Below are 26,092 nucleotides of genomic sequence, written 5' to 3'. Positions count from 1 at the left end.
AATATGATGATTTTGTTCAGGCGGATACTGTTCTGCCTGTTATGGCTTTGGCTGCCCGTCTCCTGGGCGGCGGAAAGCGGCTGGCTGCGTTCGCCCGATAACGACCATGCCAGCATACGGCTACGTGCCGATACGTCCGCTAACGGTGAGACCCGGCTGTTGCTGGATGTCAAACTGGAAAACGGCTGGAAAACCTACTGGCGCGCGCCGGGGGAAGGGGGCGTGGCACCCTCTATCGCCTGGAAAGGCGACATGCCTGAGGTAAGCTGGTTCTGGCCAACCCCCTCGCGCTTTGATGTGGCGAATATCACCACCCAGGGATATCACGACGAGGTGACCTTTCCGATGATCGTGCGCGGTACGCCGCCGGCGACCTTGAGCGGCGTGTTGACGTTATCAACCTGCAGCAATGTTTGTCTGTTGACCGATTACCCCTTTTCCGTGACGCCTACTGTGCAGAATGCCGATTTTGCCCATGACTATGCGCGGGCGATGGGTAAAGTTCCGCTCCGCAGTGGACTAACGGACTCGCTTGACGTCGGCTATCGCCCGGGAGAACTGGTGGTCACTGCTACGCGAGCGGCGGGCTGGTCATCGCCCGGGCTCTATCTTGACACCATAGATGACGTCGATTTTGCGAAGCCTCGCCTGCGCGTAGAGGGCGACAGGTTACAGGCGACGGTGCCGGTGACGGACAGTTGGGGCGAAAAGGCGCCCGATTTGCGCAACAAATCGCTGACCCTCGTGTTAGCCGATGGCGCTATCGCCCAGGAGAGCACGCAAACCATTGGCGCTGCGCCAGCGCAAACGCCGGACAATGCGGCGCTACCTTTCTGGCAAGTTGTAATGATGGCGCTGATCGGCGGACTGATTCTTAATTTAATGCCCTGCGTACTGCCGGTTCTGGGCATGAAACTTGGCTCTATTTTATTGGTAGAGGAAAAAAGCCGCTCTCACATCAGGCGACAATTTTTGGCTTCGGTCGCCGGTATCATTGCGTCATTTATGGCGCTGGCGGCGTTTATGACCCTCCTTCGCCTGTCAAACCATGCGCTGGCCTGGGGAGTCCAGTTCCAGAATGCATGGTTTATTGGTTTTATGGCGCTGGTGATGTTGTTGTTTAGCGCCAGCCTGTTCGGGCTTTTTGAGTTCAGGCTTCCCTCATCTATGACCACGAAACTGGCCACTTACGGCGGTAACGGTATGTCGGGACATTTCTGGCAGGGGGCATTCGCCACGCTGCTGGCGACGCCTTGTAGCGCGCCGTTTCTGGGCACGGCGGTCGCCGTGGCGCTCACGGCGTCGCTGCCGACGCTGTGGGGGCTGTTCCTTGCGCTTGGCCTGGGAATGAGCGCGCCGTGGCTACTGGTCGCGATACGACCAGGGCTTGCGCTACGTTTACCGCGCCCCGGGCGTTGGATGAATGTCCTGCGCAGGATCCTCGGTCTGATGATGCTGGGATCGGCTATCTGGCTGGCGACGTTACTCCTGCCGCATTTCGGCTTCACTGCGTCAAAGAGCGCGCAAGACACGGTTCAGTGGCAACCGTTGAGTGAACAGGCAATCCAGTCGGCGCTGGCGCAGCATAAGCGGGTATTTGTCGATGTCACTGCGGACTGGTGTATTACCTGTAAAGTGAATAAATACAACGTCCTGCAAAAAGAGGATGTGCAGGCCGCCTTGCAACAACCGGATGTTGTGGCGCTGCGGGGAGACTGGACGCTGCCGTCCGATGCCATTACAGATTTTCTGAAAACGCGTGGCCAGGTCGCCGTGCCGTTTAATCAGGTATATGGCCCCGGCTTGCCGGAAGGGGAGGCACTGCCCACTTTGCTGACCCGCGATGCGGTATTACAAATGTTGAAAAAAGCGAAAGGAATAACCCAATGAAATACATGATTGTTTTGCTGCTGGCGCTGTTTTCGACGCTGAGCATCGCACAAGAAACCGCTCCTTTTACGCCGGATCAGGAAAAGCAGATTGAAAATCTGATCCATGCGGCGTTGTTTAACGATCCTGCCAGCCCGCGGATAGGCGCTAAACACCCTAAGCTGACGCTGGTGAACTTTACGGATTACAACTGCCCGTACTGCAAACAGCTCGATCCGATGCTGGAAAAGATTGTGCAGAAATATCCTGACGTTGCGGTCATTATTAAACCGCTGCCATTTAAAGGAGAGAGTTCCATACTGGCGGCGCGTATTGCACTGACCACCTGGCGCGATCATCCGCAACAGTTCCTCGCGCTACATGAAAAACTTATGCAAAAGCGCGGTTACCATACGGATGACAGTATTAAACAGGCCCAGCAGAAAGCAGGGGCGACGCCAGTGACTCTGGATGAAAAAAGCATGGAAACGATACGCACTAATTTGCAGTTGGCAAGGCTGGTCGGCGTGCAAGGAACGCCAGCGACGATCATTGGCGACGAGCTGATTCCGGGCGCAGTGCCCTGGGATACGCTGGAAGCGGTGGTGAAAGAAAAACTGGCGGCTGCCAATGCCGGGTAAACTGCGGCGTTGGCTGCGTGAAGCCGCGGTTTTTCTGGCGCTCCTCATCGCGATAATGGTGGTCATGGACGTCTGGCGCGCGCCGCAGGCACCTCCGGCGTTTGCCGCGACACCGTTACATACGCTGACGGGAGAGTCGACAACTCTGGCGACCTTGAGCGAGGAACGCCCCGTACTGCTCTATTTTTGGGCCAGCTGGTGCGGGGTATGCCGCTTTACTACGCCTGCGGTCGCTCGCCTGGCGGCGGAAGGGGAAAACGTCATGACCGTTGCGCTCCGCTCCGGCGATGACGCTGAGGTTGCCCGCTGGCTGGCGCGCAAGGGCGTTGACTTCCCGGTCATCAATGATGCTAACGGCGCCTTATCCGCTGGATGGGAAATCAGCGTGACGCCAACGCTGGTGGTGGTTTCACAAGGTCGGGTTGTGTTCACCACCAGCGGCTGGACCAGCTATTGGGGCATGAAGCTTCGGCTGTGGTGGGCAAAAACGTTCTGAATATGCGCCGGGGTTTCCCGGCGCTAACGCGTTTACTGTAAGAAAAACCCCCGTTTTGCGAAATCGTTCCCGGAAAAATGATCCATTTCTGTCACACTCAGAACGATTTGATAACAACAAGAGGTCATAGGGATGAAAAAATCATTACTCGCTGTTGCTGTGGCAGGGGCTGTTTTGTTGTCATCCGCCGTACAGGCGCAGACAACGCCGGAGGGTTATCAATTACAACAGGTGCTGATGATGAGCCGCCATAATCTGCGGGCGCCGCTGGCGAATAATGGCAGCGTACTGGCGCAGTCGACGCCGAACGCCTGGCCGGCGTGGGACGTTCCCGGCGGGGAACTGACGACGAAAGGCGGCGTGCTGGAAGTCTATATGGGACACTACACACGTGAATGGCTGGTCGCGCAGGGGCTGATACCGTCGGGAGAATGTCCGGCGCCCGACACGGTATATGCCTATGCGAATAGTTTGCAGCGCACCGTCGCCACCGCGCAATTTTTCATTACCGGCGCTTTCCCCGGCTGTGATATTCCTGTTCATCATCAGGAAAAAATGGGCACTATGGACCCTACCTTCAATCCGGTGATTACCGATGATTCCGCCGCGTTCCGGCAACAGGCCGTACAGGCGATGGAAAAGGCGCGTAGTCAGTTACATCTTGATGAGAGTTATAAACTGCTTGAGCAGATAACGCATTATCAGGACTCGCCGTCCTGCAAAGAGAAGCATCAGTGTTCGCTAATCGATGCGAAAGATACCTTCAGCGCGAACTATCAGCAAGAGCCTGGCGTGCAGGGGCCGCTTAAAGTAGGGAACTCGCTGGTGGATGCGTTTACCCTGCAATATTACGAAGGGTTTCCGATGGATCAGGTCGCCTGGGGCGGGATCCACACCGATCGGCAGTGGAAGGTGCTGTCAAAACTGAAAAACGGCTATCAGGACAGCCTGTTTACCTCACCCACGGTGGCGCGCAATGTCGCTGCGCCGCTGGTGAAGTATATCGATAAGGTGCTGGTTGCCGATCGCGTTAGCGCGCCGAAGGTTACCGTGCTGGTGGGGCATGATTCCAATATCGCGTCGCTGCTGACGGCCCTGGATTTTAAACCCTATCAGCTCCATGACCAGTATGAGAGAACGCCGATTGGCGGTCAGCTTGTCTTCCAACGCTGGCATGACGGCAACGCTAACCGGGATTTGATGAAAATCGAGTATGTCTACCAGAGCGCCCGGCAGTTACGTAACGCGGAAGCGTTAACGCTCAAATCGCCCGCGCAGAGGGTAACCCTGGAACTGAAAGGATGTCCGGTGGATGCGAACGGCTTCTGTCCGCTGGATAAGTTCGATAACGTCATGAACACTGCTGCAAAATAGCCATATGCCCCCGCGCAGGCGGGGGCGTTTGTGTTATACGTTTTTACGTTCGATGATTTGTTCGCCCCAGAAGAGCGAGTCTTTGTCCGTTTTCTCAAAGGCTTTGATCAGCACCTCATCGCTACCTTCTTCCCATATTTTTTCTGCCAGTTTCTCGTCATAGTGAGCGACTTCAAAAATGGCTTCGGCAATTTCCGGCGACGTATTACGCAGGCTTGCCCATTCGCCGACGCGGTGCGCTTTTGCTTCTTGAGTTGGCATTCGAATCCTCCTGTTGAAGATTAGCCGTTGAGTTTGACTGCCAGACCGGCGACGTATTCCCCCTGATAGCGAGCGATAGAGAGTTCCTCCTGGCTTGGTTGACGTGAACCGTCGCCTCCGGCGATAGTCGTTGCGCCGTAAGGCGTGCCGCCGCGAACCTGGGAGACGTCAAAGAGTTCCTGTGCGGCATAGCCTATCGGGACGATCACCATCCCATGATGGGCAAGCGTAGTCCAGGTCGAGGTGATGGTCTGCTCCTGGCCGCCGCCCGTTCCGGTAGAACTGAACACGCTGCCGAGCTTGCCGTATAGCGCGCCGGATGCCCACAGTCCGCCGGTTTGGTCCAGGAAGGTACGCATCTGGCCTGACATATTGCCAAACCGGGTTGGCGTACCAAAAATAATGGCATCGTAATCCGCCAGCTCCTGTGGGGTGGCAACCGGTGCGTTTTGTGTTTTACCGCCAGCTTTTGCGAAGATTTCAGGCGGCATTGTTTCTGGCACACGCTTTATAATGACCTCTGCGCCGTCGACTTTCTTTGCCCCTTCCGCCACCGCGTGCGCCATGGTTTCAATGTGTCCGTACATGGAATAATAGAGCACCAGAATCTTTGCCATTTGTACTACTCCTCAGATTAATCAGGTGTGTAGCGATTCGCTACGTCTATTTAAAGATATGCCCTCCTGTGAAGAGTGCAAATTTCAGCGCCATTTCTTTGATTTATAACAATAATTAATTTGGCGACCTTTGTTGCAAAATGATACATTTTTAAGCGCTTTGATTTTTCCAAATATAAGAATAACTTATTTATTTCTTATGGTTATTATTCTACGTATTCGGCTTCCGATGTTGCAGAATATTTCGGTAAGCGACCTACCACGGCGTTTTTTACTATGCTTAATGTTACGCGGCGTTACTGATGATATCGTTCATACGCTGCGCGAGGAGATACTCCTCATTACCTATGCAATATGATGTCTAATCTATGACGGAGGTCAGTAATGGCAAACCATCGTGGCGGTTCCGGTAATTTTGCGGAAGACCGCGAAAGAGCATCAGAAGCAGGTCGTAAAGGTGGTCAGCACAGCGGGGGCAATTTTAAGAATGACCCGCAGCGTGCATCCGAAGCAGGCAAAAAAGGGGGCAAAAGCAGTAACCGTAATAGCTAGCCTGCGTCACAACAGCAAGACGCTGAGCGTTTCACGCTAAAAAGCGTCATGCGCCACCGCCGCCGGATTTCCGGCGGTTTTTTTGTTTATAAGCCGGATTTGGTATGCTTGCGTCCTGACAAAAAGGAGAGGGCGCATGTCGCAACGCACAGAGAAAAAAATCGGGAAACGCTCGCAGGCCACCGGTGCAAAACGGCAGCTTATCTTAACCGCCGCGCTTGCTGTTTTTTCCCAGTATGGTATCCATGGCGCGCGTCTTGAGCAGGTCGCCGAGCGGGCAGGCGTCTCCAAAACCAATCTGCTTTATTATTATCCTTCGAAAGAGGCGCTGTATGTCGCGGTAATGCGACAGATCCTGGATGTCTGGCTGGCGCCGCTCAAGGCGTTTCGCGCAGAATTTTCCCCTCTGGAGGCCATCAAAGAGTATATCCGTCTCAAGCTGGAAGTTTCGCGTGATTATCCGCAGGCGTCGCGGCTCTTCTGCATGGAGATGCTGGCGGGCGCGCCGCTCTTAATGGAGGAACTGACCGGCGATCTAAAAGCGTTGATAGATGAAAAATCCGCGCTGATTGCCGGATGGGTGCACAGCGGGAAACTGGTGCCCGTCTCCCCGCACCATTTGATCTTCATGATTTGGGCCGCCACGCAACATTACGCCGATTTTGCCCCTCAGGTTGAGGCGGTAACCGGCGCGACGCTTCGCGATGAAGCCTTTTTTAACCAAACGGTCGAAAGCGTTCAGCGCATTATTATTGAAGGGATTCGCGTGCGTTAACCGGCTGGCGGCAGTGGGCAGCTCAAATCACCCTCTTCACATTGCAGCAGCGAGGCTAAAAACGCTTCGCGTTCGTTCGTTTTATCGGTCAGGCACTGGCTGGCGATCATGGGTTGCACGCTGCCGCCCTCCGTACCTGAGCGAATCAGAGCGCAATCGGCGTCCCGCAGTGCAATCCATGCCACCTGCGCTTTTTGCAACAGCTCGCGCTGCGGCGGTTGCGCACGCTTAATCGCGCTTTGATAGGTTTCGTTCAGCTTTTTATCTGCCGCCTGGTATTGCGCGGCGGCGCAGCGATTCATTTCCAGCTGCGTACTGGCGCTGGCACACTCATCGGCCAACGCCTGACTGCTGAACAACAACGCCGCGCAGGTAAGGAAAATTCGTTTCATACGGTCCTCTGACGCGAGTAAAAAGGCTCCATTGACGGAGCCTTAATTAACCACAGTATTAGCCAATTGTCATCAGGCTGGCATTACCGCCAGCGGCGGCAGTGTTTACGCTCAGCGAACGTTCAATATAGAGCCGTTCCAGCAGTATATTGCTTTCGCCGCGGGCGAACCCCTGTACCGACACTATCGCGCCTTCGCGGGCGGCGACGGCTTCGCACACGGTTCGCAGCTTGTCGGAGTCGCCGTGGAAAATCACCGCGTCAAACGGCTGCGCCATCAGCGTTTCCGCTTTCGCAAACTGGACACGCGCCGCGACGGCGGCGGGGAGACGTTTCGCCAGATCGCGGTGGAAGGCGTCGTCTGACCATAGCGCCTGACTGCCGACGGCGAGAACGGCGGCAAGCTGCGTCAACGCGTCCTGTTCGTCATCAGCCAGGCATAATACCCGTTCACGCGGCAACAGCGTCCAGGTATTACGCTCGCCGGTCGGTCCCGGTAGCAGGCGCTGCGTGCCGGCCTGCGCCAGATCGGCGAATTGTCGGCAGAGCGTCTGTAGCGCCGGGCGATCCGCCGCCCATTGCGTCAGGGCGGTCAACGGCGCGAGTAGCGTGGTTTTAAGCTGCGCATCTACCGGGTAACGCGCATCCTGACGAGTCAGCGTCGTATTGAGCGCATTGGGCGGGCGGTGTGCCAGCAGGCGGTAGAGATAGAGCGGCCCTCCCGCTTTTGGCCCGGTACCGGACAGTCCTTCGCCGCCAAACGGCTGGACGCCGACGACCGCGCCCACCATATTACGGTTAACGTACAGGTTGCCGACATGGGCGGAACCGGTGACTTGCGCAATGGTTTCATCAATACGGGTATGTACGCCCAGCGTTAGCCCGTAGCCGGAAGCGTTAATCTGTTCGATAAGCTCCGCCAGTTGGTTACGGTTATAACGCACGACGTGCAGCACGGGCCCGAAGACCTCTTTTTCCAGTTCTGCGAAGTTTTCCAGCTCAATAAGCGTGGGCATAACAAACGTACCGGTCTGCCATTCCTGCGCGTCATCGCTGTTTTCACGCGCGGCCTGGAAAACCGGGCGGCCTTTGGCGCGCATCGTCTGGATATGACGTTCAATGTTGGCTTTGGCCTCGCTATCGATCACCGGCCCGATATCGGTCGTCAGACGGCCTGGATTCCCCATCCGACACTCCGCCATCGCGCCGCGTAACATTTTCAGCGTATGTTCGGCGATATCGTCCTGCAAACACAGCACGCGGAGCGCGGAACAGCGTTGTCCGGCGCTGTCGAAAGCGGAAGCCAGCACATCCACGACCACCTGCTCGGTGAGCGCGGAAGAGTCGACAATCATAGCGTTCATACCGCCGGTTTCCGCAATCAACGGAATAGGGCGGCCCTGGGCGTCAAGACGCGTGGCGATGTTGCGCTGCAACAACGTCGCGACCTCCGTGGAACCGGTAAACATCACGCCGCGTACACGCGCATCGGCGGTAAGCTGGGCGCCGACGGTTTCTCCCCGTCCCGGCAACAGTTGCACGACGCCCGGCGGTACGCCCGCTTCCAGCAAAATGGCAATGCCCTGGGCGGCAATCAGCGATGTCTGCTCTGCCGGTTTCGCCAGAACGCTGTTACCTGCCGCCAGCGCGGCGGCGATTTGGCCGGTGAAAATGGCCAGCGGGAAGTTCCACGGACTGATGCAGACTACCGGCCCTAACGGGCGATGCGTTTCGTTATCGAAATCGTCACGCACTTGACCGGCATAATAATGGAGGAAGTCTACCGCTTCGCGCACTTCGGCAATGGCGTTGCTGAACGTTTTCCCCGCTTCACGCACCAACAGGCCAATCAACTGCTGCATTTGGTCTTCCATCAATACCGCCGCCCGCTGCAAAATGGCGGCGCGTTCTTGCGGCGGCGTCGCAAACCAAACCGGCGCCTGATTGACCGCGTTTTGCAATGCCTGTTCAACCTCGCTTTCTGTCGCTTCGCGTCCCCAGCCGACAATATCTTTCGGTTCCGCCGGGTTGATAACCGGCGTCATCTCACCGTCGGCCACCGGTTGTTCCAGCACAGGTTTGGCCTGCCATTTCTGCATGGCGTTGCTTAACAGGGCAGAAGAAAGCGAGGCGAGGCGATGCTCATTCGCTAAATCAAGTCCGGCGGAGTTTATCCGACCTTCGCCGTACAGATCGCGCGGCAGCGGAATTTTCGGATGCGGTATGCCAGCCTGACCTTCCTGCTGCGCCAGTTTTTCCACGGCCTCGACCGGGTCGGCCACCAGTTCATCGAGCGGTAGGGTGGCATCGGCGATGCGGTTGACAAAAGAGGTGTTGGCGCCGTTTTCCAGCAGGCGTCGTACCAGATAGGCCAGCAGGGTTTCGTGTGTTCCCACCGGCGCGTAAATACGGCAGGGACGGTTAAGTTTTCCGTCCGCCACTTTACCGGTGACCTGTTCATACAGCGGTTCGCCCATGCCGTGCAGGCACTGGAATTCGTACTGACCCGGATAGTAATTTTGCCCGGCCAGATGATAAATCGCCGCCAGTGTGTGAGCGTTATGGGTCGCGAACTGCGGGTAGATCAGATTAGGTACGGCGAGCAGTTTTTTCGCGCAGGCCAGATAAGAGACATCGGTATACACTTTGCGGGTATAAACCGGATAGCCCTCCAGCCCTTCCATTTGCGCGCGTTTGATTTCGCTATCCCAGTAGGCGCCTTTCACCAGACGAATCATCAGCCGACGGCGGCTACGGGAGGCCAGATCGACTAAATAATCAATGACCAGCGGGCAGCGTTTCTGGTAAGCCTGGATCACAAAGCCAATGCCGTTCCAGCCCGCCAGTTCGGGTTCGAAGCAGAGTTTTTCCAGCAGATCGAGCGAGATCTCCAGACGATCCGCCTCTTCGGCGTCGATATTGAGACCAATGTCGTACTGGCGCGCCAGCAGCGTCAGGGATTTCAGGCGCGGATAAAGCTCCTCCATTACCCGATCGTATTGCGCGCGACTATAGCGTGGATGCAGGGCGGACAGCTTAATCGAGATGCCTGGCCCTTCGTAAATACCGCGACCGTTAGACGCTTTGCCGATGGCATGAATCGCTTGCTGGTAAGAGACCATATAGGCCTGCGCATCGGCGGCGGTTAACGCGGCTTCGCCCAGCATATCGTAAGAATAGCGGAACCCTTTCTCTTCCAGTTTTCGGGCATTCGCCAGCGCCTGAGCAATGGTTTCGCCAGTCACGAACTGCTCGCCCATTAAACGCATCGCCATGTCGACGCCTTTGCGGATTAACGGTTCGCCGCTCTTGCCGATAATGCGGTTCAGCGAGCGCGATAGATTGGCTTCGTTATGCGTTGAGACCAGTCGGCCGGTAAAGAGCAGCCCCCAGGTGGCGGCGTTTACAAACAGCGACGGGCTACGGCCAATATGCGACTGCCAGTTGCCATTACTGATTTTGTCGCGAATTAACGCATCGCGCGTAGCTTTGTCGGGAATACGCAGCAGCGCTTCCGCCAGACACATCAGCGCAACGCCTTCTTGCGAAGAGAGGGAAAACTCCTGCAACAGGCCTTGCACCATACCCGCGCGACCGCTGGCGGATTTTTGATTGCGCAATTTCTCCGCCAGTTGATACGCCAGTTTATGCGCCTGCTCAGCGACAGGCGGCGACAGGCGCGCCTGTTCCATTAGCATTGACACCGCATCGGTTTCCGGGCGGCGCCAGGCGGCGGTGATGGCGGCGCGAGAGACGGATTGGGGAAGAATCTGTTCGGCAAACTCCAGAAAGGGCTGATGCGGCTCATCCTGCGGCGCGACCGGCTCCTCGCTTTCATTTGCCGCGCCGGCAAACAGCGCAGGTAGCTCCGGTAGCGTATCGCTATTTTCCAGCTTGTCCAGATAGCTAAAGATTGCCTGTTTTATTAACCAGTGCGGCGTGCGATCGATACGCGACGCGGCCATTTTGATCCGTTCGCGCGTGGCGTCGTCCAGCTTAACCCCCATCGTGGTGGTTCCCATACCCTCTACTCCTGTTATTCGCTCTGTCTGCTAACCAATAGTTAGCGGAAAATATCCACTATGTTGCAACTTTGTGCAACCGCGTTAAATGTGACCTGCGTTGCAAGCTTAAAAATGAATAAATTGTTAAAAAAAGAAAGTGGGAGTCTGACGGGGAAAACCATCTGGATTTATTTTCTCTGCGGTAGTTAACACTTTTAAAAGGTGCAACCGCAAAAAATGTGAGAGAGTGCAACCTGGAGAAAAATAGTATCCCTCTGCAATCAAATTTGATGTAAATGGTGTGTTAAATCGATTGTGAATAACCACCGCTTCCGGCAGGATACGGTCGCCCTGGTAAACATAACACCCTTGCCACGTTCCGGCAGGGTACAAAACGGCACGCTACGGTAGTGCCAATAAATAAATTTGGAGAACCTTGATGGCTATTAGCACACCGATGTTGGTGACATTCTGTGTCTATATTTTTGGCATGATATTGATTGGGTTTATCGCCTGGCGCTCAACCAAAAACTTTGATGACTATATTCTTGGCGGTCGCAGCCTGGGGCCGTTTGTTACGGCTTTATCAGCCGGCGCGTCGGATATGAGCGGCTGGCTGTTAATGGGGCTGCCTGGCGCTATCTTTCTGTCGGGGATCTCTGAAAGCTGGATCGCCATTGGCCTGACGTTAGGCGCATGGATTAACTGGAAGCTGGTGGCCGGGCGCCTGCGCGTGCATACCGAATTTAACAATAACGCGCTCACGCTGCCGGACTATTTTACCGGTCGGTTTGAGGATAAGAGCCGAGTCCTGCGTATTATTTCCGCGCTGGTCATTCTGCTGTTTTTCACTATCTATTGCGCATCAGGTATTGTCGCTGGGGCACGACTGTTCGAAAGCACCTTCGGTATGAGCTATGAAACCGCACTGTGGGCGGGGGCCGCGGCAACCATTATTTATACCTTTATCGGCGGGTTTCTTGCCGTTAGCTGGACGGATACCGTTCAGGCCAGCCTGATGATTTTTGCGTTAATCCTGACGCCGGTGATGGTTATTGTCGGCGTAGGCGGTTTTAGCGAGTCGCTGGAGGTGATCAAGCAAAAGAGCATCGAGAATGTCGACATGCTCAAGGGGCTGAATTTTGTCGCTATTATTTCTCTGATGGGCTGGGGACTGGGTTACTTCGGTCAGCCGCATATCCTGGCGCGCTTTATGGCGGCGGATTCCCATCACAGTATTGTTCATGCGCGTCGTATCAGTATGACCTGGATGATTCTGTGTCTGGCGGGCGCGGTGGCGGTGGGCTTCTTTGGCATTGCGTACTTTAACAATAACCCCGCGCTGGCCGGGGCGGTGAACCAAAACTCAGAACGCGTATTTATTGAACTGGCGCAGATCCTGTTTAACCCGTGGATTGCCGGTATTTTGCTGTCTGCTATCCTGGCGGCGGTGATGTCGACGTTGAGCTGTCAGTTGCTGGTATGCTCCAGCGCGATTACAGAAGATTTATATAAGGCTTTTCTGCGTAAAAGCGCCAGCCAGCAAGAGCTGGTATGGGTAGGGCGAGTGATGGTGCTGGTGGTAGCGCTGATCGCCATTGCGCTGGCGGCGAACCCCGATAACCGTGTGCTGGGGCTGGTGAGCTACGCCTGGGCTGGATTCGGCGCGGCATTTGGGCCTGTTGTCCTGTTTTCTGTGATGTGGTCGCGTATGACACGTAACGGCGCGCTGGCGGGAATGATTATTGGCGCGGTGACGGTTATCGTCTGGAAACAATATGGCTGGCTGGATCTGTATGAGATTATCCCTGGCTTCATTTTCGGCAGCCTGGGGATCGTAATCTTTAGCCTGCTAGGCAAAGCGCCGACAGCAGCGATGCAGGAACGCTTTGCAAAAGCGGACGCGCATTATCATTCCGCGCCGCCGTCGAAGCTACAGGCGGAATAACCGACATGTCCGATAGCATTATTGCCATCGGACATATTTTACCAGGCGGCGTTATACGCCTGCCTGGTCCTCTGATAAGTCCCGTACCGATTGACTGAAGATGTTCAGGTAAATGAGGACGCACTCTCAAACTATTTTTAGCCCTTGAGCGCCGTTAACGCGGGCGTAATACGTCTCGAGTAATCACTAACTGGCCATATATGAAATCGCCTGTTAATGGTACCAATAGCCTTGGCGCAATAGAGTAATGACAAAAATTAAAACGAGTTAGCGTTACCGGCGTAAGTATGCCGCACAAAATTTTGCATAAATAATGCCGTTTTAGCGATGGGAGAGAGGACACGTTAATTACTCCGTTTTAACCTTTTATATGTTGAATATTCAATGGGTTATGGGGAGTTTCACCATTAATACCCATAGTAGCTAATGATTATCTTTTTTAGTCTTCTGCCGATGAAATAATCGTGTAATCTTTCTGTAAGAGACTGACAATGACGCAATAATGTTTGGTTAATGTTTGGTGAATATATTGTTGCATTATTGATGTTTTGTGTTGTACTTAGTAGTAATAGCGGTAGTTCCCCGGCAGTGATGGTCACTCACTATGGAGATCGCGAATGGTAATGTCCGCACCAGGACACATTGTTTACAGTAGTTACAACACCCTGTACGGACATTCTCTCTCCGGTGGTGGTCTTGTCACCTTAAAAGCTCTCATCATTTCTCTTACTGTCCATACCCATGACGTCATATGTGGTGCGCGTAGCCGTGTGTGGCGTCGTTTCAAAAAGCAAGCTAAGGCTTACAAGGAAGCCAACCCTCAGATGTGTGTGCGCATAATCGCGTTCAAGAGAACGCGGGTGATGTATACCTACAACTCAAGGTGCTATCCATGGGAAGACAAAAAGCAGTGATCAAAGCTCGTCGTGAAGCAAAGCGTGTGTTGAGACGAGATTCGCGTAGTCATAAGCAACGTGAAGAAGAATCGGTCACGTCACTGGTACAGATGGGCGGAGTAGAAGCCATTGGCATGGCGCGCGATAGTCGCGATACCTCTCCTGTTAAGGCGCGAAATGAAGCACAGGCGCATTATCTGAACGCTATCGACAGTAAACAGCTTATTTTTGCGACCGGCGAAGCCGGCTGTGGAAAAACATGGATCAGTGCGGCAAAGGCGGCAGAAGCATTGATTCATAAGGACGTCGAGAGGATCATTGTGACGCGTCCGGTATTGCAAGCTGATGAAGATCTTGGTTTTTTGCCCGGTGATATCGCTGAAAAATTCGCGCCTTATTTTCGTCCCGTCTACGATGTCCTGCTTAAACGGTTGGGGGCGTCCTTTATGCAATATTGTTTGCGCCCGGAAATCGGTAAGGTAGAAATTGCCCCGTTCGCCTATATGCGTGGGCGTACTTTTGAAAATGCGGTCGTGATCCTCGACGAGGCGCAAAATGTGACTGCGGCGCAAATGAAAATGTTTTTGACGCGACTAGGCGAAAATGTCACGGTCATTGTCAATGGCGATATTACGCAATGCGACCTGCCGCGCGGCGTGCGTTCCGGGTTGAGCGATGCGTTGGAACGCTTTGAAGAAGATGAAATGGTAGGGATTGTGCATTTCAACAAAGACGACTGCGTGCGCTCGGCGCTTTGTCAGCGAACGCTCCACGCATACAGCTAATATAGCATTGACTTTCAGAGCCCGGGAGACCGGGCTTTGTTGTCTATAAAGCGTCCAGCAGACTCATGGACAAAAAAGGAAAATGACGCCTGTACGTGAAGGGAACTATTTTGTCATGTCCAGGGCATTCATTGTCCGTAATTTGCTTTCTCGGGCCTGTTCCGGCGAGGACTGTACAAGAAGGGTATAGAGCAGGTCAAAGACGAAAAGCTGCGCGGCTTTCGTACCGATCGAGTCACCCTGCAACATTCCTTGCCGATTACCATTGATCAGGCAAAAATCGGCTTCTTCACATAATGGAGAACCCAGATTATGGGTAATGGCGACTGTGGTGGCGCCAGCCTGTCGGGCTAATCGGAGTGAATGCACTGTTTCTGGCGATGTGCCCGAGTGACTGACACCCATCGCGACATCGCCTGCTTTTAATAGCGTAGCCTGCATGTACATAAAATGGTTATTGCTTACCGCATCGCCCCGTAAACCAATACGCATTAGCTTGTGTTTCATATCCAGCGCCGTGATCCCCGATGAGCCCACACCAAAGATATAAACTGAGTGACAGTGACGTAGGGCGTCCACGACACCGAGAACCTGTTGCATATCAAGCAGATTTAGCGTTTCAGATAATACATTACTAATGGTGTTCTGCAATTTTAAACCAATGGCGTGGGCATCGTCGGATTCGCTAACTTCGGCATCCAGTAGAGGACTACTGTCATCAGACTCGGTAGTGGCAAGTTCAATGGCCAGGTCCATTTTAAAATCCTGAAAACCTTTATAGCCCAGGGTGCGACAAAAGCGAATAACCGTGGCTTCTCCGGCCTGTGTGTCGCGCGACAAATCGGCAATAGATGACTGTGTCACCTGTCTGGGGAAGGCTAAAATATATTGCGCAATACGCTGGGAGGCACGTGTCAGGCTTTTTTGCATAGCACCCAGAGTGTCAAGGATTTTTCCGGGTTTAAGACGTGGGGGTTGAGGCTCCATATAGTTCCTGCTCTTGAGGGCTGATTGCGGCACAAAGCCTGCAATATCGAACAGAGCAGAGCCTATCAAGTCTGCGGCATGAAAAAAAGCGCGATGTAAGTAAAGGAGGGGGAATATTTACATCGCGTTGCCAACTTATGACAGAACATCACTGGAGAGTAATCTGTTTGCTCTTACGGTGTTTATAGCGCGCCATCTGACGGATGGTTTATATCTGGCCCGGTATTGTCGCCCCGGGCGTTGGCGTCACCGTGTGCTGTGTCGGTATAGCGTGGTATCATGAAATCATAATGTCACCTTTGGCTCAGGTTTTTCATCCAGCGTCAATGGCGGTGCCGGGGCAAATAACGGGGCGAAAATAACGCCGCTGATCACCACGCTTAGCGAGCCAATGACCCCATAAAAGAAGAAGTTAAGGTCAGTGGCATAGCGTGCGCCCAGCACGGTAATGACGCTGATAATAATTCCTAAAACCGCACTCCCGGCATTTGCTCGTTTAAAGAAAATGCCCAGCATGAACAGACCGGTCATTGGCCCTCCCATCAGACCTATCAGACTATTAAATGCATCCCAGATTTCTGATTCATCGGCCATGACCAGCCATACCGAGGCCGCGCTACTTATCAGGCCCGCGACCAGAATAACTAACTTAGCTATTTTCATACGGTTTTCTGGCGTTCTTTTTTTATGACTCAAACGCTGATAGATATCGGAATTAAAACAACTGGAAATGCTGTTTAAGCTGCTGGAGATGCTGGACTGCGCGGCAGCGAAAATAGCGGCGATTATCAACCCTGCAATGCCGACTGGCATTTCGGTGACCACGAATAAGGGCAAAATGCCGCCAGTGTTGAATCCCGCCGGTAATAATTGTGGATGTTGCTGATAGTAGACAAACAATGCCGAGCCGATAGCAAAAAAGAAAACAGGGATCACAGCAACCAGTTTGGCATTTGTAAGTAATGTTTTCTTCGTTTCCTCTATGGAGTCAGTCACGATATAGCGTTGGACCACATCCTGACTGGCAGTAAATTGCTGAATATTGGCAAACAGAAAACCAATCATCAATACAGGTACTGTGCTTTCCGTCCAGCTCCAGTGGAACTGCGTAGCCGGAAAGAATTTATCCGCCTGCTGCGTCACCGTAAAAATTTCACCAATGCCGCCCTGGACTTTGAGACATATCACTATAAAAATCAGTATCGCGCTGCCAGAAAGTAAGAGGCCTTGAATAACATCAGTCCATATTACTCCTTCAATTCCACCCATCCAGGTATAAATGATACACATCACGCTAATCAACAGTACCAAAATCACCGGGTCTATAGCGATGAAGGGGCGCAAGGCCAGCACGGTGAGGAAAGTGATAATGGCGATACGTCCGATATGAAACAACATAAATGACATGCTGGCGAATAGACGGCAGCGCACATCGAACCGTGCTTCGAGATATTCATAGGCTGATGTGACTTTCAATTTCCGAAAAAACGGAATATAGAAATAAAAAACCAGCGGTAAAACTGCGATAGCCAGATACTGACCAATGATAAACGTCCAGTCGGAAGTAAACGCTTTGGCAGGAATTGACATAAATGTAATTGAGCTTAACGTAGTAGCAAATACACTGACCCCAGCCGCCCAACCAGGAACCCGGCCACCACCGCGAAAATAATCGTCTGCTGTTTTTTGCCGTCTTGAAAAATAGACACCGACTAACATCATGGCCAGGAGGTAGCCAAATAATACAAGATAATTAACGATGCCGAAAGAATGTGTAATCATAGTTCTTTCCTGCTTATGGTTTTGAGTAGAGTTGCGGTCATCGTCTGTGTATTTTTATCTTCCCATCATTCAGACGATACGATATTCAGATCAAGTAATAGTTTTTGTTAATCTCAATGACGCTAATCATGAGATGTAAAAGGCAGAGCATTTATGCTCCTGATGCCAAGACGTATGTCCTGCCGGATACCTGAAATAGCAGCTATCTGATATTGCGTTCAAACAGGCTTCAGGCCTGGGTATCGTATTTGCCGATAGCATTATTAACGTCGGATTATTCTCTGAGACATACATATCAATAGTAAGCGTGTTCATTTTCTTTTCCTGTTCAGCGTTTTACTGCGTGACTGAACCACTGACAGATATGCTCGATACGGGTGATAGCGGAACCAACGGTAACTGCCCAGGCACCATGCTCAATAGCATTGGCCGCCAGTGCAGGCGTGTTATAGCGCCCCTCGGCAATAACACGACAACCTGCATGGCTCAGTTGTGTCACCATTGCCAAATCTGGCTCAACCGGCGTGATGGGGCCGGTATAGCCAGACAGTGTTGTACCAATGAATTCGATTCCTTTCTGATGGCAACTTATGCCTTCATTCACGGTTGAACAGTCTGCCATCGCCAGTAATCCATGCAGGCGAATACGTGTCAGTAAACTATCAATATCAACCGGGCGAGAGCGGAATGAGGCATCAAAAGCGATAATATCGGCACCTGCCTGCGCCAGGGCGTCAACATCCTGTAAATATGGAGTGATACGGACTGGCGACCCTGTAAGGTCACGTTTAATTATCCCAATAATAGGAACAGAAAGATGGGGACGAACAGTCCGCAGATTCTCAATGCCTTCAATGCGCACAGCGACCGCACCCGCCGAAGCCGCTGCCTGTGCCATTGCAGCCACAATTTCAGGTTTATCCATAGGGCTGCCTGGTACCGGTTGGCATGAGACAATCAGCCCACCGTTTTCGTGTACACTTTGTTCCAGCCTGGCTAATAGTGACATCCAGTTCCGCCTTATATGTTTTGAAGTTTTGCTCCGTTTTATGTTATGCTGTGGAGTGTTGCTGCATCAAGCAAAAAGATAGAAAAATGTGAACACAGTCATAAGGTATGTTTGTTATTCAATTACTGCGCCAGCGGATTTGAGGCTATAACCTGAAGCTACAAGACAAATACAATTCACTCTGATGGCAGCATGCTGTATTTTATTAACTGCTTCCGGCATAAAGATAAAATGCTCAGAAGGAGCTTATACGCCACGGGATAGCCAGTATGAAATGCATCACATAATTCTTGTTGTATTTATTCGAATGCTATCACTAATGAGTTTGACCATAACAGGTCACCCATAATCACTTCTAACATCACCATGGTGTGCTTTTACCTCGCACATGATAACCCCATGTAATTATTTTTAGCGCTTGGTCACATTTTGTCATTATCATTGTTGAAATTGTGCACCATAAGATCACTAATGATGAAGCTTTACTCCAATTGTATTTCTTCGCATGGGGATGCAGATGAAAAATTTTAAGAAAATGATGACGCTAATGGCGCTATGTTTATCAGTCGCTATCACCACATCAGGATATGCAACGACGCTTCCTGATATACCAGAACCACTGAAAAATGGTACTGGCGCTATTGATAATAATGGCGTGATTTATGTCGGCTTAGGTACCGCAGGGACATCCTGGTATAAAATTGATCTTAAAAAGCAACATAAAGACTGGGAGCGTATAAAGTCGTTTCCTGGTGGAGCTCGTGAGCAATCCGTGTCGGTATTTTTAAATGATGAGCTTTATGTTTTTGGTGGCGTAGGGAAAAAAAACAGTGAATCACCGTTGCAGGTTTATAGCGATGTGTACAAATACTCACCGGTGAAAAATACATGGCAAAAAGTTGACACTATATCTCCAGTTGGATTAACAGGGCATACGGGAGTAAAATTAAACGAAACGATGGTACTTATTACCGGAGGGGTTAATGAGCATATCTTTGATAAGTATTTTATTGATATAGCGGCTGCGGCTGCGGATGAAAGTGAAAAAAATAAAGTCATCTATAATTATTTTAATAAACCTGCCAAAGATTATTTTTTTAATAAAATCGTATTTATCTACAATGCTAAAGAGAACACATGGAAGAATGCCGGTGAGCTGCCAGACGCGGGGACGGCAGGATCGTCATCGGTAATGGAAAATAATTTCCTGATGCTGATTAATGGTGAGCTCAAACCGGGTTTACGTACCGATGTGATTTACCGCGCCATGTGGGATAACGACAAGCTAACATGGTTGAAGAACAGCCAGTTACCGCCATCGCCTGGAGAACAACAGCAAGAAGGGTTGGCCGGAGCATTTTCGGGCTATAGTCACGGTGTCCTGCTTGTCGGTGGTGGCGCGAATTTTCCGGGAGCAAAACAAAATTATACCAATGGAAAGTTTTACTCCCACGAAGGAATAAATAAAAAATGGCGAGATGAAGTCTATGGTTTGGTTAATGGCCATTGGCAATATATGGGTAAAATGAAACAACCTCTCGGCTATGGTGTATCAGTAAGTTATGGTGATGAAGTTTTCCTTATTGGTGGTGAAAATGCTAAAGGGAAACCTGTTTCGTCTGTAACCTCCTTTACCATGCGTGATGGTAATTTATTAATAAAATAATTTTTTAAATACAAAAATAAAGTTAATTGATGAGCGGAGTATTTTATGAAAATCAATAAATATCTTCTGGGTATGGTTTCGTTTATAGCATTTTCATCATATCTACAAGCGGCAACCCTTGATTATCGGCATGAATATGCTGATAGAACCAGAATTAATAAAGACCGTATTGCTATAATTGAAAAGCTTCCTAACGGCATTGGTTTTTATGTCGATGCCAGCGTTAAATCGGGAGGAGTAGATGGTGAGCAGGATAAGCATTTAAGCGATCTCGTCGCAAACGCTATAGAACTGGGCGTAAGTTATAATTATAAAGTTACGGACAATTTTATTTTGCAGCCTGGATTTATATTTGAAAGCGGTCCAGATACTTCAATTTATAAGCCTTATTTAAGGGTGCAATATAATTTTGATTCTGGTGTTTATATGGCTGGTCGTTACCGTTATGACTATGCAAGGAAGACAGCTAACTATAGTGATGATGAGAAAACGAATAGATTTGATACTTATATAGGTTATGTTTTTGATGAGTTGAAATTAGAATATAACTTTACCTGGATGGATAGCGATCAAATTAAATTTGATAACAAAAAAACAAACTATGAACATAATGTGGCTTTAGCCTGGAAACTGAATAAGTCATTTACACCATACGTTGAGGTCGGAAATGTAGCGGTGAGAAATAATACCGATGAGAGACAGACCCGTTATCGCGTTGGATTACAATACCACTTTTGAGAAAGGTTAAAGAGTTACTGTACTAATCTTTGCTTAGTATTCATATCGATAATCTTATAGCCCGTGGCTACGTTACAGAACGTTAGACTTTGTCTTGAGTATTCACGTCCTTAACGTAGCTACGGATAAGGATGATAAACAATGAATATACGTCTTACATAGCTACGATCTCAGGCGGTTGTCGGAAAGTGCCGGTTGATTGTGTCTTATTCGGCAATTGATATGACTTAAAAATTAATTCCGTAAGCATTTCAGACGGTAACAGCAAATAAGGGTTTTATTGTGATAGCAAAATTCTTCCCGTGGTATAGCGAGATAACTCGTCCACAAAAAAATGCTTTATTTTCAGCATGGCTGGGTTACGTTTTTGATGGCTTCGACTTTATGCTGATTTTCTACATTATGTATCTGATCAAGGCTGACTTAGGATTGACAGATATGGAGGGCGCATTCCTTGCCACAGCGGCCTTTATTGGGCGACCATTTGGCGGGGCGCTATTTGGTCTGCTGGCAGACAAATTTGGCCGTAAGCCGTTGATGATGTGGTCGATAGTTGCCTATTCTGTAGGTACAGGGTTAAGTGGCCTGGCTTCCGGTGTAATTATGCTGACGCTTAGTCGCTTCATTGTCGGTATGGGGATGGCGGGGGAGTATGCTTGCGCTTCTACTTATGCCGTGGAAAGTTGGCCAAAGCATTTAAAATCTAAAGCGAGCGCATTTCTGGTTTCAGGTTTCGGTATTGGTAACATCATAGCAGCCTATTTTATGCCGTCATTTGCCGAAGCGTATGGTTGGCGTGCTGCTTTTTTTGTCGGTTTGCTACCCGTCCTTTTAGTAATCTACATCCGGGCCAGGGCTCCTGAATCTAAAGAGTGGGAAGAAGCCAAACTCAGTGGTCCCGGAAAGCATTCACAAAGTGCCTGGTCAGTTTTCTCTTTGTCAATGAAAGGGCTATTTAATCGAGCTCAATTTCCACTGACATTATGTGTATTTATTGTTCTGTTCTCTATTTTCGGCGCAAACTGGCCGATCTTTGGTCTACTGCCTACATATTTGGCGGGAGAGGGCTTTGATACGGGCGTGGTCTCTAATTTAATGACGGCGGCGGCATTCGGCACTGTATTGGGAAATATCGTTTGGGGTCTGTGCGCAGATAGAATTGGTTTGAAGAAAACGTTCAGCATTGGTCTTCTCATGTCCTTTTTATTCATTTTCCCGTTATTCAGAATTCCGCAAGATAATTATTTACTGCTGGGCGCATGTTTATTCGGTTTAATGGCGACTAACGTAGGTGTTGGCGGGTTGGTTCCCAAATTTCTCTACGACTACTTTCCTCTTGAGGTTCGTGGTTTGGGTACTGGGCTGATTTATAATCTTGCTGCGACATCAGGCACATTCAATTCAATGGCGGCGACCTGGCTTGGAATAACAATGGGGCTAGGCGCTGCGCTAACGTTCATTGTTGCTTTCTGGACCGCAACAATTCTACTCATTATTGGCCTATCCATTCCGGATAGACTAAAAGCACGTCGTGAAAGTTTTCAATCAACAAAAGAATTTTAATAGAGGATAAATGATGACGAAATACGGTGTTGTAGGTACAGGTTATTTTGGCGCTGAACTGGCGCGATTTATGTCTAAGGTTGAAGGGGCGAAAATCACTGCGATTTACGATCCGGTAAATGCGGCTCCGATAGCGAAAGAGTTGAACTGTGTCGCCACTGCAACGATGGAGGCGCTTTGTACCCATCCTGATGTGGATTGCGTAATTATTGCTTCACCAAATTACTTACATAAAGCGCCAGTCATTGCGGCGGCTAAAGCGGGTAAACACGTGTTTTGTGAAAAACCTATCGCCTTAAATTACCAGGATTGTAAGGATATGGTTGATGCCTGCAAAGAAGCTGGTGTTACCTTTATGGCGGGTCACGTTATGAACTTTTTTCACGGGGTTCGCCACGCTAAAGCGCTCATCAAAGCTGGTGAAATTGGTGAAGTTACACAAGTTCACACTAAACGTAATGGTTTTGAAGACGTGCAGGATGAGATCTCATGGAAGAAGATTCGCGCAAAGTCAGGTGGGCATCTGTACCATCACATTCACGAGCTAGATTGTACACTGTTCATCATGGATGAAACCCCATCCCTGGTTTCAATGGCGGCGGGGAATGTTGCGCACAAAGGTGAAAAATTTGGTGATGAAGATGATGTTGTCCTAATCACCCTTGAGTTTGAAAGCGGTCGTTTCGCGACACTTCAGTGGGGATCATCGTTCCACTACCCTGAGCACTATGTATTAATTGAGGGCACGACAGGTGCAATTCTCATTGATATGCAAAACACGGCGGGTTATCTAATAAAAGCGGGCAAAAAAACACACTTTCTTGTGCATGAAAGCCAGGCGGAGGATGATGATCGTCGCAACGGTAACATATCCAGCGAGATGGATGGCGCAATCGCTTATGGTAAACCCGGTAAACGTACGCCGATGTGGCTCTCATCAATTATGAAACTGGAGATGCAGTACTTGCATGATGTGATAAACGGTCTGGAGCCAGGCGAGGAGTTTGCTAAATTGCTAACGGGAGAAGCGGCGACAAATGCCATTGCTACCGCTGATGCTGCGACGCTTTCCTCAAACGAGGGGCGCAAAGTTAAACTCACTGAAATTCTTGGCTAAAATTGAAAGCCGGATGGTGGTGTTATTGGCCGGTGGCGCTGCGCTTATGTAGACCGGATAAGGCGCCCGTGAACTGTGCCGCCATCCGGCAATGGACGGGTCATATGTGAAAAAAAAGCCCGTACTTTCGTACGAGCTCTTTCTTGAATATGGCGGTGAGGGGGGGATTGACTCGCTGCGCTCGCCCTTCGGGCAGTCTCCTCGCAAGCTCGTCGTCTGTCCAACTGGCTGCGCCAGTTGTCGAACCCCGGTCGGGTGTTCTCATCCCCCCTTGGTTTGGGGGATACATATAAGCAAAAAGCCCGTACTTCTGTACAGGCTCTCAACTTAAATATGGCGGTGAGGGGGGGATTGACTCGCTGCGCTCGCCCTTCGGGCAGTCTCCTCGCAAGCTCGTCGTCTGTCCAACTGGCTGCGCCAGTTGTCGAACCCCGGTCGGGTGTTCTCATCCCCCTTGGTTTGGGGGATACATATAAGCAAAAAGCCCGTACTTCTGTACAGGCTCTCAACTTAAATATGGCGGTGAGGGGGGGATTCGAACCCCCGATACGTTGCCGTATACACACTTTCCAGGCGTGCTCCTTCAGCCACTCGGACACCTCACCAAATTGTCGCTCCAGCATTACTGGAACGGGCGCTAATGTAGGGAAATATCTTTTCTACGTCAATCAACTTTTTTAAAAAAAAGCGCGTTTATACAAACTTCCACCAATCTGTGGTTTTAATAAGCGAAAACTGCTTTTTTTGCCCGCGCCGGGAAATTTGCTATGCTGCACATCCCGTTGAAAACGCTGATAACAGGCGCAATCACATTCCGCACAATACTGCTCAGGAGATAACATGGAGATAATTTTTTATCACCCGACATTTAACGCCGCCTGGTGGGTAAATGCGCTGGAGAAGGCTCTCCCACATGCGCGCGTTCGTGAATGGAAGGTCGGTGATAACAACCCCGCAGACTATGCGCTTGTATGGCAGCCCCCGGTTGAAATGCTGGCCGGAAGACGCTTAAAAGCCGTCTTTGCGCTGGGCGCGGGGGTGGATGCAATTCTGAGTAAATTAAATGCGCATCCGGAAATGCTGGACGCCTCCATTCCTCTATTCCGTCTGGAAGATACCGGAATGGGCCTGCAAATGCAGGAATATGCCGTAAGTCAGGTATTACACTGGTTCCGTCGTTTCGATGATTATCAGGCGCTGAAAAATCAGGCGCTATGGAAACCGTTGCCGGAATATACCCGCGAAGAGTTTAGCGTCGGTATCATGGGCGCAGGGGTACTGGGCGCAAAAGTGGCAGAAAGTCTACAGGCATGGGGGTTCCCGTTACGTTGCTGGAGTCGTAGCCGCAAATCCTGGCCTGGCGTGGAAAGTTATGTTGGGCGTGAAGAGCTGCACGCTTTCCTGAACCAGACGCGGGTGCTGATTAATCTGCTGCCGAATACGGCCCAAACGGTAGGAATTATTAATAGCGAATTGTTGGATCAATTGCCGGATGGCGCTTACGTGTTGAATCTCGCGCGCGGCGTGCATGTTCAGGAGGCGGATCTGCTGGCTGCGCTTGATAGCGGTAAGCTAAAAGGCGCGATGTTGGATGTCTTTAGCCAGGAACCGTTACCGCAGGAAAGTCCATTATGGCGCCATCCGCGAGCCGCCATGACGCCGCACATTGCGGCAGTCACCCGTCCAGCGGAAGCCATCGATTATATTAGCCGCACCATTACCCAGCTGGAGAAGGGAGAGCCGGTGACGGGGCAGGTGGATCGGGCGAGAGGATATTGATATCAACCCGGCGCGGGCCGGGTTTCGCTAAAAAACGCTGGCGATACCTGCTATCCTTGTCGGAAATGACTACAGGAGAGAGCAATGTATCCCGTTGACCTGCATATGCATACCGTCGCCAGCACTCATGCCTACAGTACTCTGAGCGATTATATCGCGGAAGCCAAACGTAAAGGCATTAAACTTTTTGCGATTACCGATCATGGTCCGGACATGGAAGATGCGCCGCATCACTGGCATTTTATTAACATGCGCATCTGGCCGCGTCTGGTTGACGGCGTGGGGATACTGCGTGGCATTGAGGCGAATATCAAGAACATTAACGGTGAAATTGATTGTTCCGGAAAGATGTTCGACTCGCTGGATCTGATTATCGCAGGCTTCCATGAGCCCGTTTTTGCGCCACATAATAAAGAAACCAATACCCAGGCGATGATCGCGACCATCGCCAGCGGCAAGGTGCATATAATTAGTCACCCCGGAAATCCAAAGTATCCAGTGGAGGTTAACGCCATCGCGCAGGCGGCGGCGAAACACCATGTAGCGCTGGAAATCAACAACTCTTCTTTTCTGCATTCGCGTAAAGGAAGTGAAGATAATTGCCGCGCGGTCGCTGCCGCCGTACGCGATGCGGGAGGCTGGGTAGCGTTAGGCTCTGATTCCCATACGGCCTTTACGCTTGGCGATTTCACCGAATGCCGGAAAATTCTGGATGCGGTGAATTTTCCGGAAGATCGAATCCTGAACGTCTCGCCGCAGCGCTTACTGGCCTTTCTCGAATCACGCGGTATGGCGCCTGTACCGGAATTTGCCGAACTTTAATCGTTATTTATGGGAAGATA

At 51.0% G+C, this 26,092-nt stretch carries 21 protein-coding genes and 1 tRNA gene; 14 read left to right on the top strand and 8 right to left on the bottom strand.

Going from position 1 to position 26,092, the window contains the following annotated elements; genetic code table 11:
* Positions 1-3 precede the first annotated feature (3 nt).
* The 4 genes from EOS98_RS14030 to agp all read left to right on the top strand — a co-directional run bounded on the left by EOS98_RS14030 (position 4) and on the right by agp (position 4,380).
* Entirely contained in the window at positions 4-1,890 is a 1,887-nt protein-coding gene (locus EOS98_RS14030) for a protein-disulfide reductase DsbD family protein (protein WP_109187891.1), read from the top strand.
* The gene (locus tag EOS98_RS14025; protein WP_080232710.1) at positions 1,887-2,510 is read left to right on the top strand and encodes a DsbA family protein; all 624 of its coding nucleotides are present in this window, start codon (positions 1,887-1,889) and stop codon (positions 2,508-2,510) included. The genes EOS98_RS14030 and EOS98_RS14025 overlap by 4 nt, the downstream gene beginning before the upstream one ends.
* Entirely contained in the window at positions 2,500-3,006 is a 507-nt protein-coding gene (locus tag EOS98_RS14020; protein ID WP_126524146.1) for a protein disulfide oxidoreductase, read from the top strand. The genes EOS98_RS14025 and EOS98_RS14020 overlap by 11 nt, the downstream gene beginning before the upstream one ends.
* Before the next feature lie 132 nt (positions 3,007-3,138).
* On the top strand, positions 3,139-4,380 hold the full coding sequence (agp, locus tag EOS98_RS14015) for a bifunctional glucose-1-phosphatase/inositol phosphatase (RefSeq protein ID WP_000749193.1): 1,242 nt from the start codon (positions 3,139-3,141) through the stop codon (positions 4,378-4,380).
* 33 nt (positions 4,381-4,413) lie between these two features.
* Here the strand turns inward: agp and EOS98_RS14010 are convergent, their stop codons facing one another.
* Both EOS98_RS14010 and wrbA read right to left on the bottom strand, forming a co-directional pair.
* Positions 4,414-4,641, bottom strand: a complete 228-nt coding sequence (locus EOS98_RS14010; RefSeq protein ID WP_001143125.1) for a YccJ family protein — start codon at positions 4,639-4,641, stop codon at positions 4,414-4,416.
* 20 nt (positions 4,642-4,661) lie between these two features.
* Positions 4,662-5,258 (bottom strand): NAD(P)H:quinone oxidoreductase, encoded by a 597-nt coding sequence (wrbA, locus tag EOS98_RS14005; RefSeq protein WP_001062898.1) that lies wholly within the window; start codon positions 5,256-5,258, stop codon positions 4,662-4,664.
* 384 nt (positions 5,259-5,642) lie between these two features.
* On the opposite strand from wrbA, the gene EOS98_RS14000 reads away from it, so the two are divergent.
* Together EOS98_RS14000 and rutR are read left to right on the top strand one after the other, a co-directional pair.
* The gene (locus EOS98_RS14000) at positions 5,643-5,810 is read left to right on the top strand and encodes a general stress protein (protein WP_001273663.1); all 168 of its coding nucleotides are present in this window, start codon (positions 5,643-5,645) and stop codon (positions 5,808-5,810) included.
* Between the two features lie 136 nt (positions 5,811-5,946).
* On the top strand, positions 5,947-6,585 hold the full coding sequence (rutR, locus tag EOS98_RS13995) for an HTH-type transcriptional regulator RutR (protein WP_126524145.1): 639 nt from the start codon (positions 5,947-5,949) through the stop codon (positions 6,583-6,585).
* Here rutR and EOS98_RS13990 read toward each other — a convergent pair.
* The gene (locus EOS98_RS13990) at positions 6,582-6,977 is read right to left on the bottom strand and encodes a lysozyme inhibitor LprI family protein (RefSeq protein WP_000821059.1); all 396 of its coding nucleotides are present in this window, start codon (positions 6,975-6,977) and stop codon (positions 6,582-6,584) included. The genes rutR and EOS98_RS13990 overlap by 4 nt on opposite strands.
* Before the next feature lie 58 nt (positions 6,978-7,035).
* Positions 7,036-10,998: a trifunctional transcriptional regulator/proline dehydrogenase/L-glutamate gamma-semialdehyde dehydrogenase gene (gene putA, locus EOS98_RS13985; protein ID WP_023234514.1), complete on the bottom strand. Its 3,963-nt coding sequence runs from the start codon at positions 10,996-10,998 to the stop codon at positions 7,036-7,038.
* Between the two features lie 421 nt (positions 10,999-11,419).
* Here putA and putP point away from each other — a divergent pair, with 421 nt between their 5' ends.
* On the top strand, positions 11,420-12,928 hold the full coding sequence (gene putP / locus EOS98_RS13980) for a sodium/proline symporter PutP (protein ID WP_001018463.1): 1,509 nt from the start codon (positions 11,420-11,422) through the stop codon (positions 12,926-12,928).
* 892 nt (positions 12,929-13,820) lie between these two features.
* Positions 13,821-14,609 carry a phosphate starvation-inducible protein PhoH gene (phoH, locus tag EOS98_RS13970; protein WP_000533527.1) on the top strand — a complete coding sequence of 263 codons (789 nt, stop codon included), beginning with the start codon at positions 13,821-13,823 and terminating at the stop codon, positions 14,607-14,609.
* A gap of 105 nt (positions 14,610-14,714) precedes the next feature.
* Here the strand turns inward: phoH and EOS98_RS13965 are convergent, their stop codons facing one another.
* The 3 genes from EOS98_RS13965 to EOS98_RS13955 form a co-directional block, all read right to left on the bottom strand.
* Complete coding sequence (locus tag EOS98_RS13965) at positions 14,715-15,596, bottom strand: MurR/RpiR family transcriptional regulator (RefSeq protein WP_000433673.1); 882 nt, start codon at positions 15,594-15,596, stop codon at positions 14,715-14,717.
* A 285-nt stretch (positions 15,597-15,881) separates the two neighbouring features.
* Positions 15,882-17,378, bottom strand: coding sequence for a sodium:solute symporter (locus tag EOS98_RS13960; protein WP_000628091.1), 1,497 nt, complete (start codon positions 17,376-17,378; stop codon positions 15,882-15,884).
* A 328-nt stretch (positions 17,379-17,706) separates the two neighbouring features.
* Positions 17,707-18,387: an N-acetylmannosamine-6-phosphate 2-epimerase gene (locus EOS98_RS13955; RefSeq protein WP_000054243.1), complete on the bottom strand. Its 681-nt coding sequence runs from the start codon at positions 18,385-18,387 to the stop codon at positions 17,707-17,709.
* A 505-nt stretch (positions 18,388-18,892) separates the two neighbouring features.
* On the opposite strand from EOS98_RS13955, the gene EOS98_RS13950 reads away from it, so the two are divergent.
* The 4 genes from EOS98_RS13950 (at position 18,893) to EOS98_RS13935 (ending at position 23,471) form a co-directional block, all read left to right on the top strand.
* Positions 18,893-20,053 (top strand): N-acetylneuraminate epimerase, encoded by a 1,161-nt coding sequence (locus EOS98_RS13950; RefSeq protein ID WP_000525756.1) that lies wholly within the window; start codon positions 18,893-18,895, stop codon positions 20,051-20,053.
* 45 nt (positions 20,054-20,098) lie between these two features.
* Complete coding sequence (locus EOS98_RS13945; protein ID WP_058331353.1) at positions 20,099-20,791, top strand: oligogalacturonate-specific porin KdgM family protein; 693 nt, start codon at positions 20,099-20,101, stop codon at positions 20,789-20,791.
* A gap of 282 nt (positions 20,792-21,073) precedes the next feature.
* Positions 21,074-22,354: an MFS transporter gene (locus tag EOS98_RS13940; RefSeq protein WP_000560758.1), complete on the top strand. Its 1,281-nt coding sequence runs from the start codon at positions 21,074-21,076 to the stop codon at positions 22,352-22,354.
* A gap of 10 nt (positions 22,355-22,364) precedes the next feature.
* The gene (locus tag EOS98_RS13935) at positions 22,365-23,471 is read left to right on the top strand and encodes a Gfo/Idh/MocA family protein (RefSeq protein ID WP_000988589.1); all 1,107 of its coding nucleotides are present in this window, start codon (positions 22,365-22,367) and stop codon (positions 23,469-23,471) included.
* Positions 23,472-23,988: 517 nt separating this feature from the next.
* Here the strand turns inward: EOS98_RS13935 and EOS98_RS13925 are convergent.
* Positions 23,989-24,076, bottom strand: a tRNA-Ser gene (locus EOS98_RS13925).
* 235 nt (positions 24,077-24,311) lie between these two features.
* Here EOS98_RS13925 and ghrA point away from each other — a divergent pair.
* Together ghrA and EOS98_RS13910 are read left to right on the top strand one after the other, a co-directional pair.
* Positions 24,312-25,250, top strand: coding sequence for a glyoxylate/hydroxypyruvate reductase GhrA (gene ghrA, locus EOS98_RS13915; protein ID WP_126524144.1), 939 nt, complete (start codon positions 24,312-24,314; stop codon positions 25,248-25,250).
* Between the two features lie 84 nt (positions 25,251-25,334).
* Positions 25,335-26,072: a phosphatase gene (locus EOS98_RS13910; protein WP_023193537.1), complete on the top strand. Its 738-nt coding sequence runs from the start codon at positions 25,335-25,337 to the stop codon at positions 26,070-26,072.
* The last annotated feature ends 20 nt before the right edge of the window (positions 26,073-26,092 follow it).

It is taken from the genome of Salmonella sp. SSDFZ69 (genome assembly GCF_004010755.1).
Classification (GTDB): domain Bacteria; phylum Pseudomonadota; class Gammaproteobacteria; order Enterobacterales; family Enterobacteriaceae; genus Salmonella; species Salmonella enterica.
This window is presented reverse-complemented; position numbering and strand designations above follow the sequence as displayed.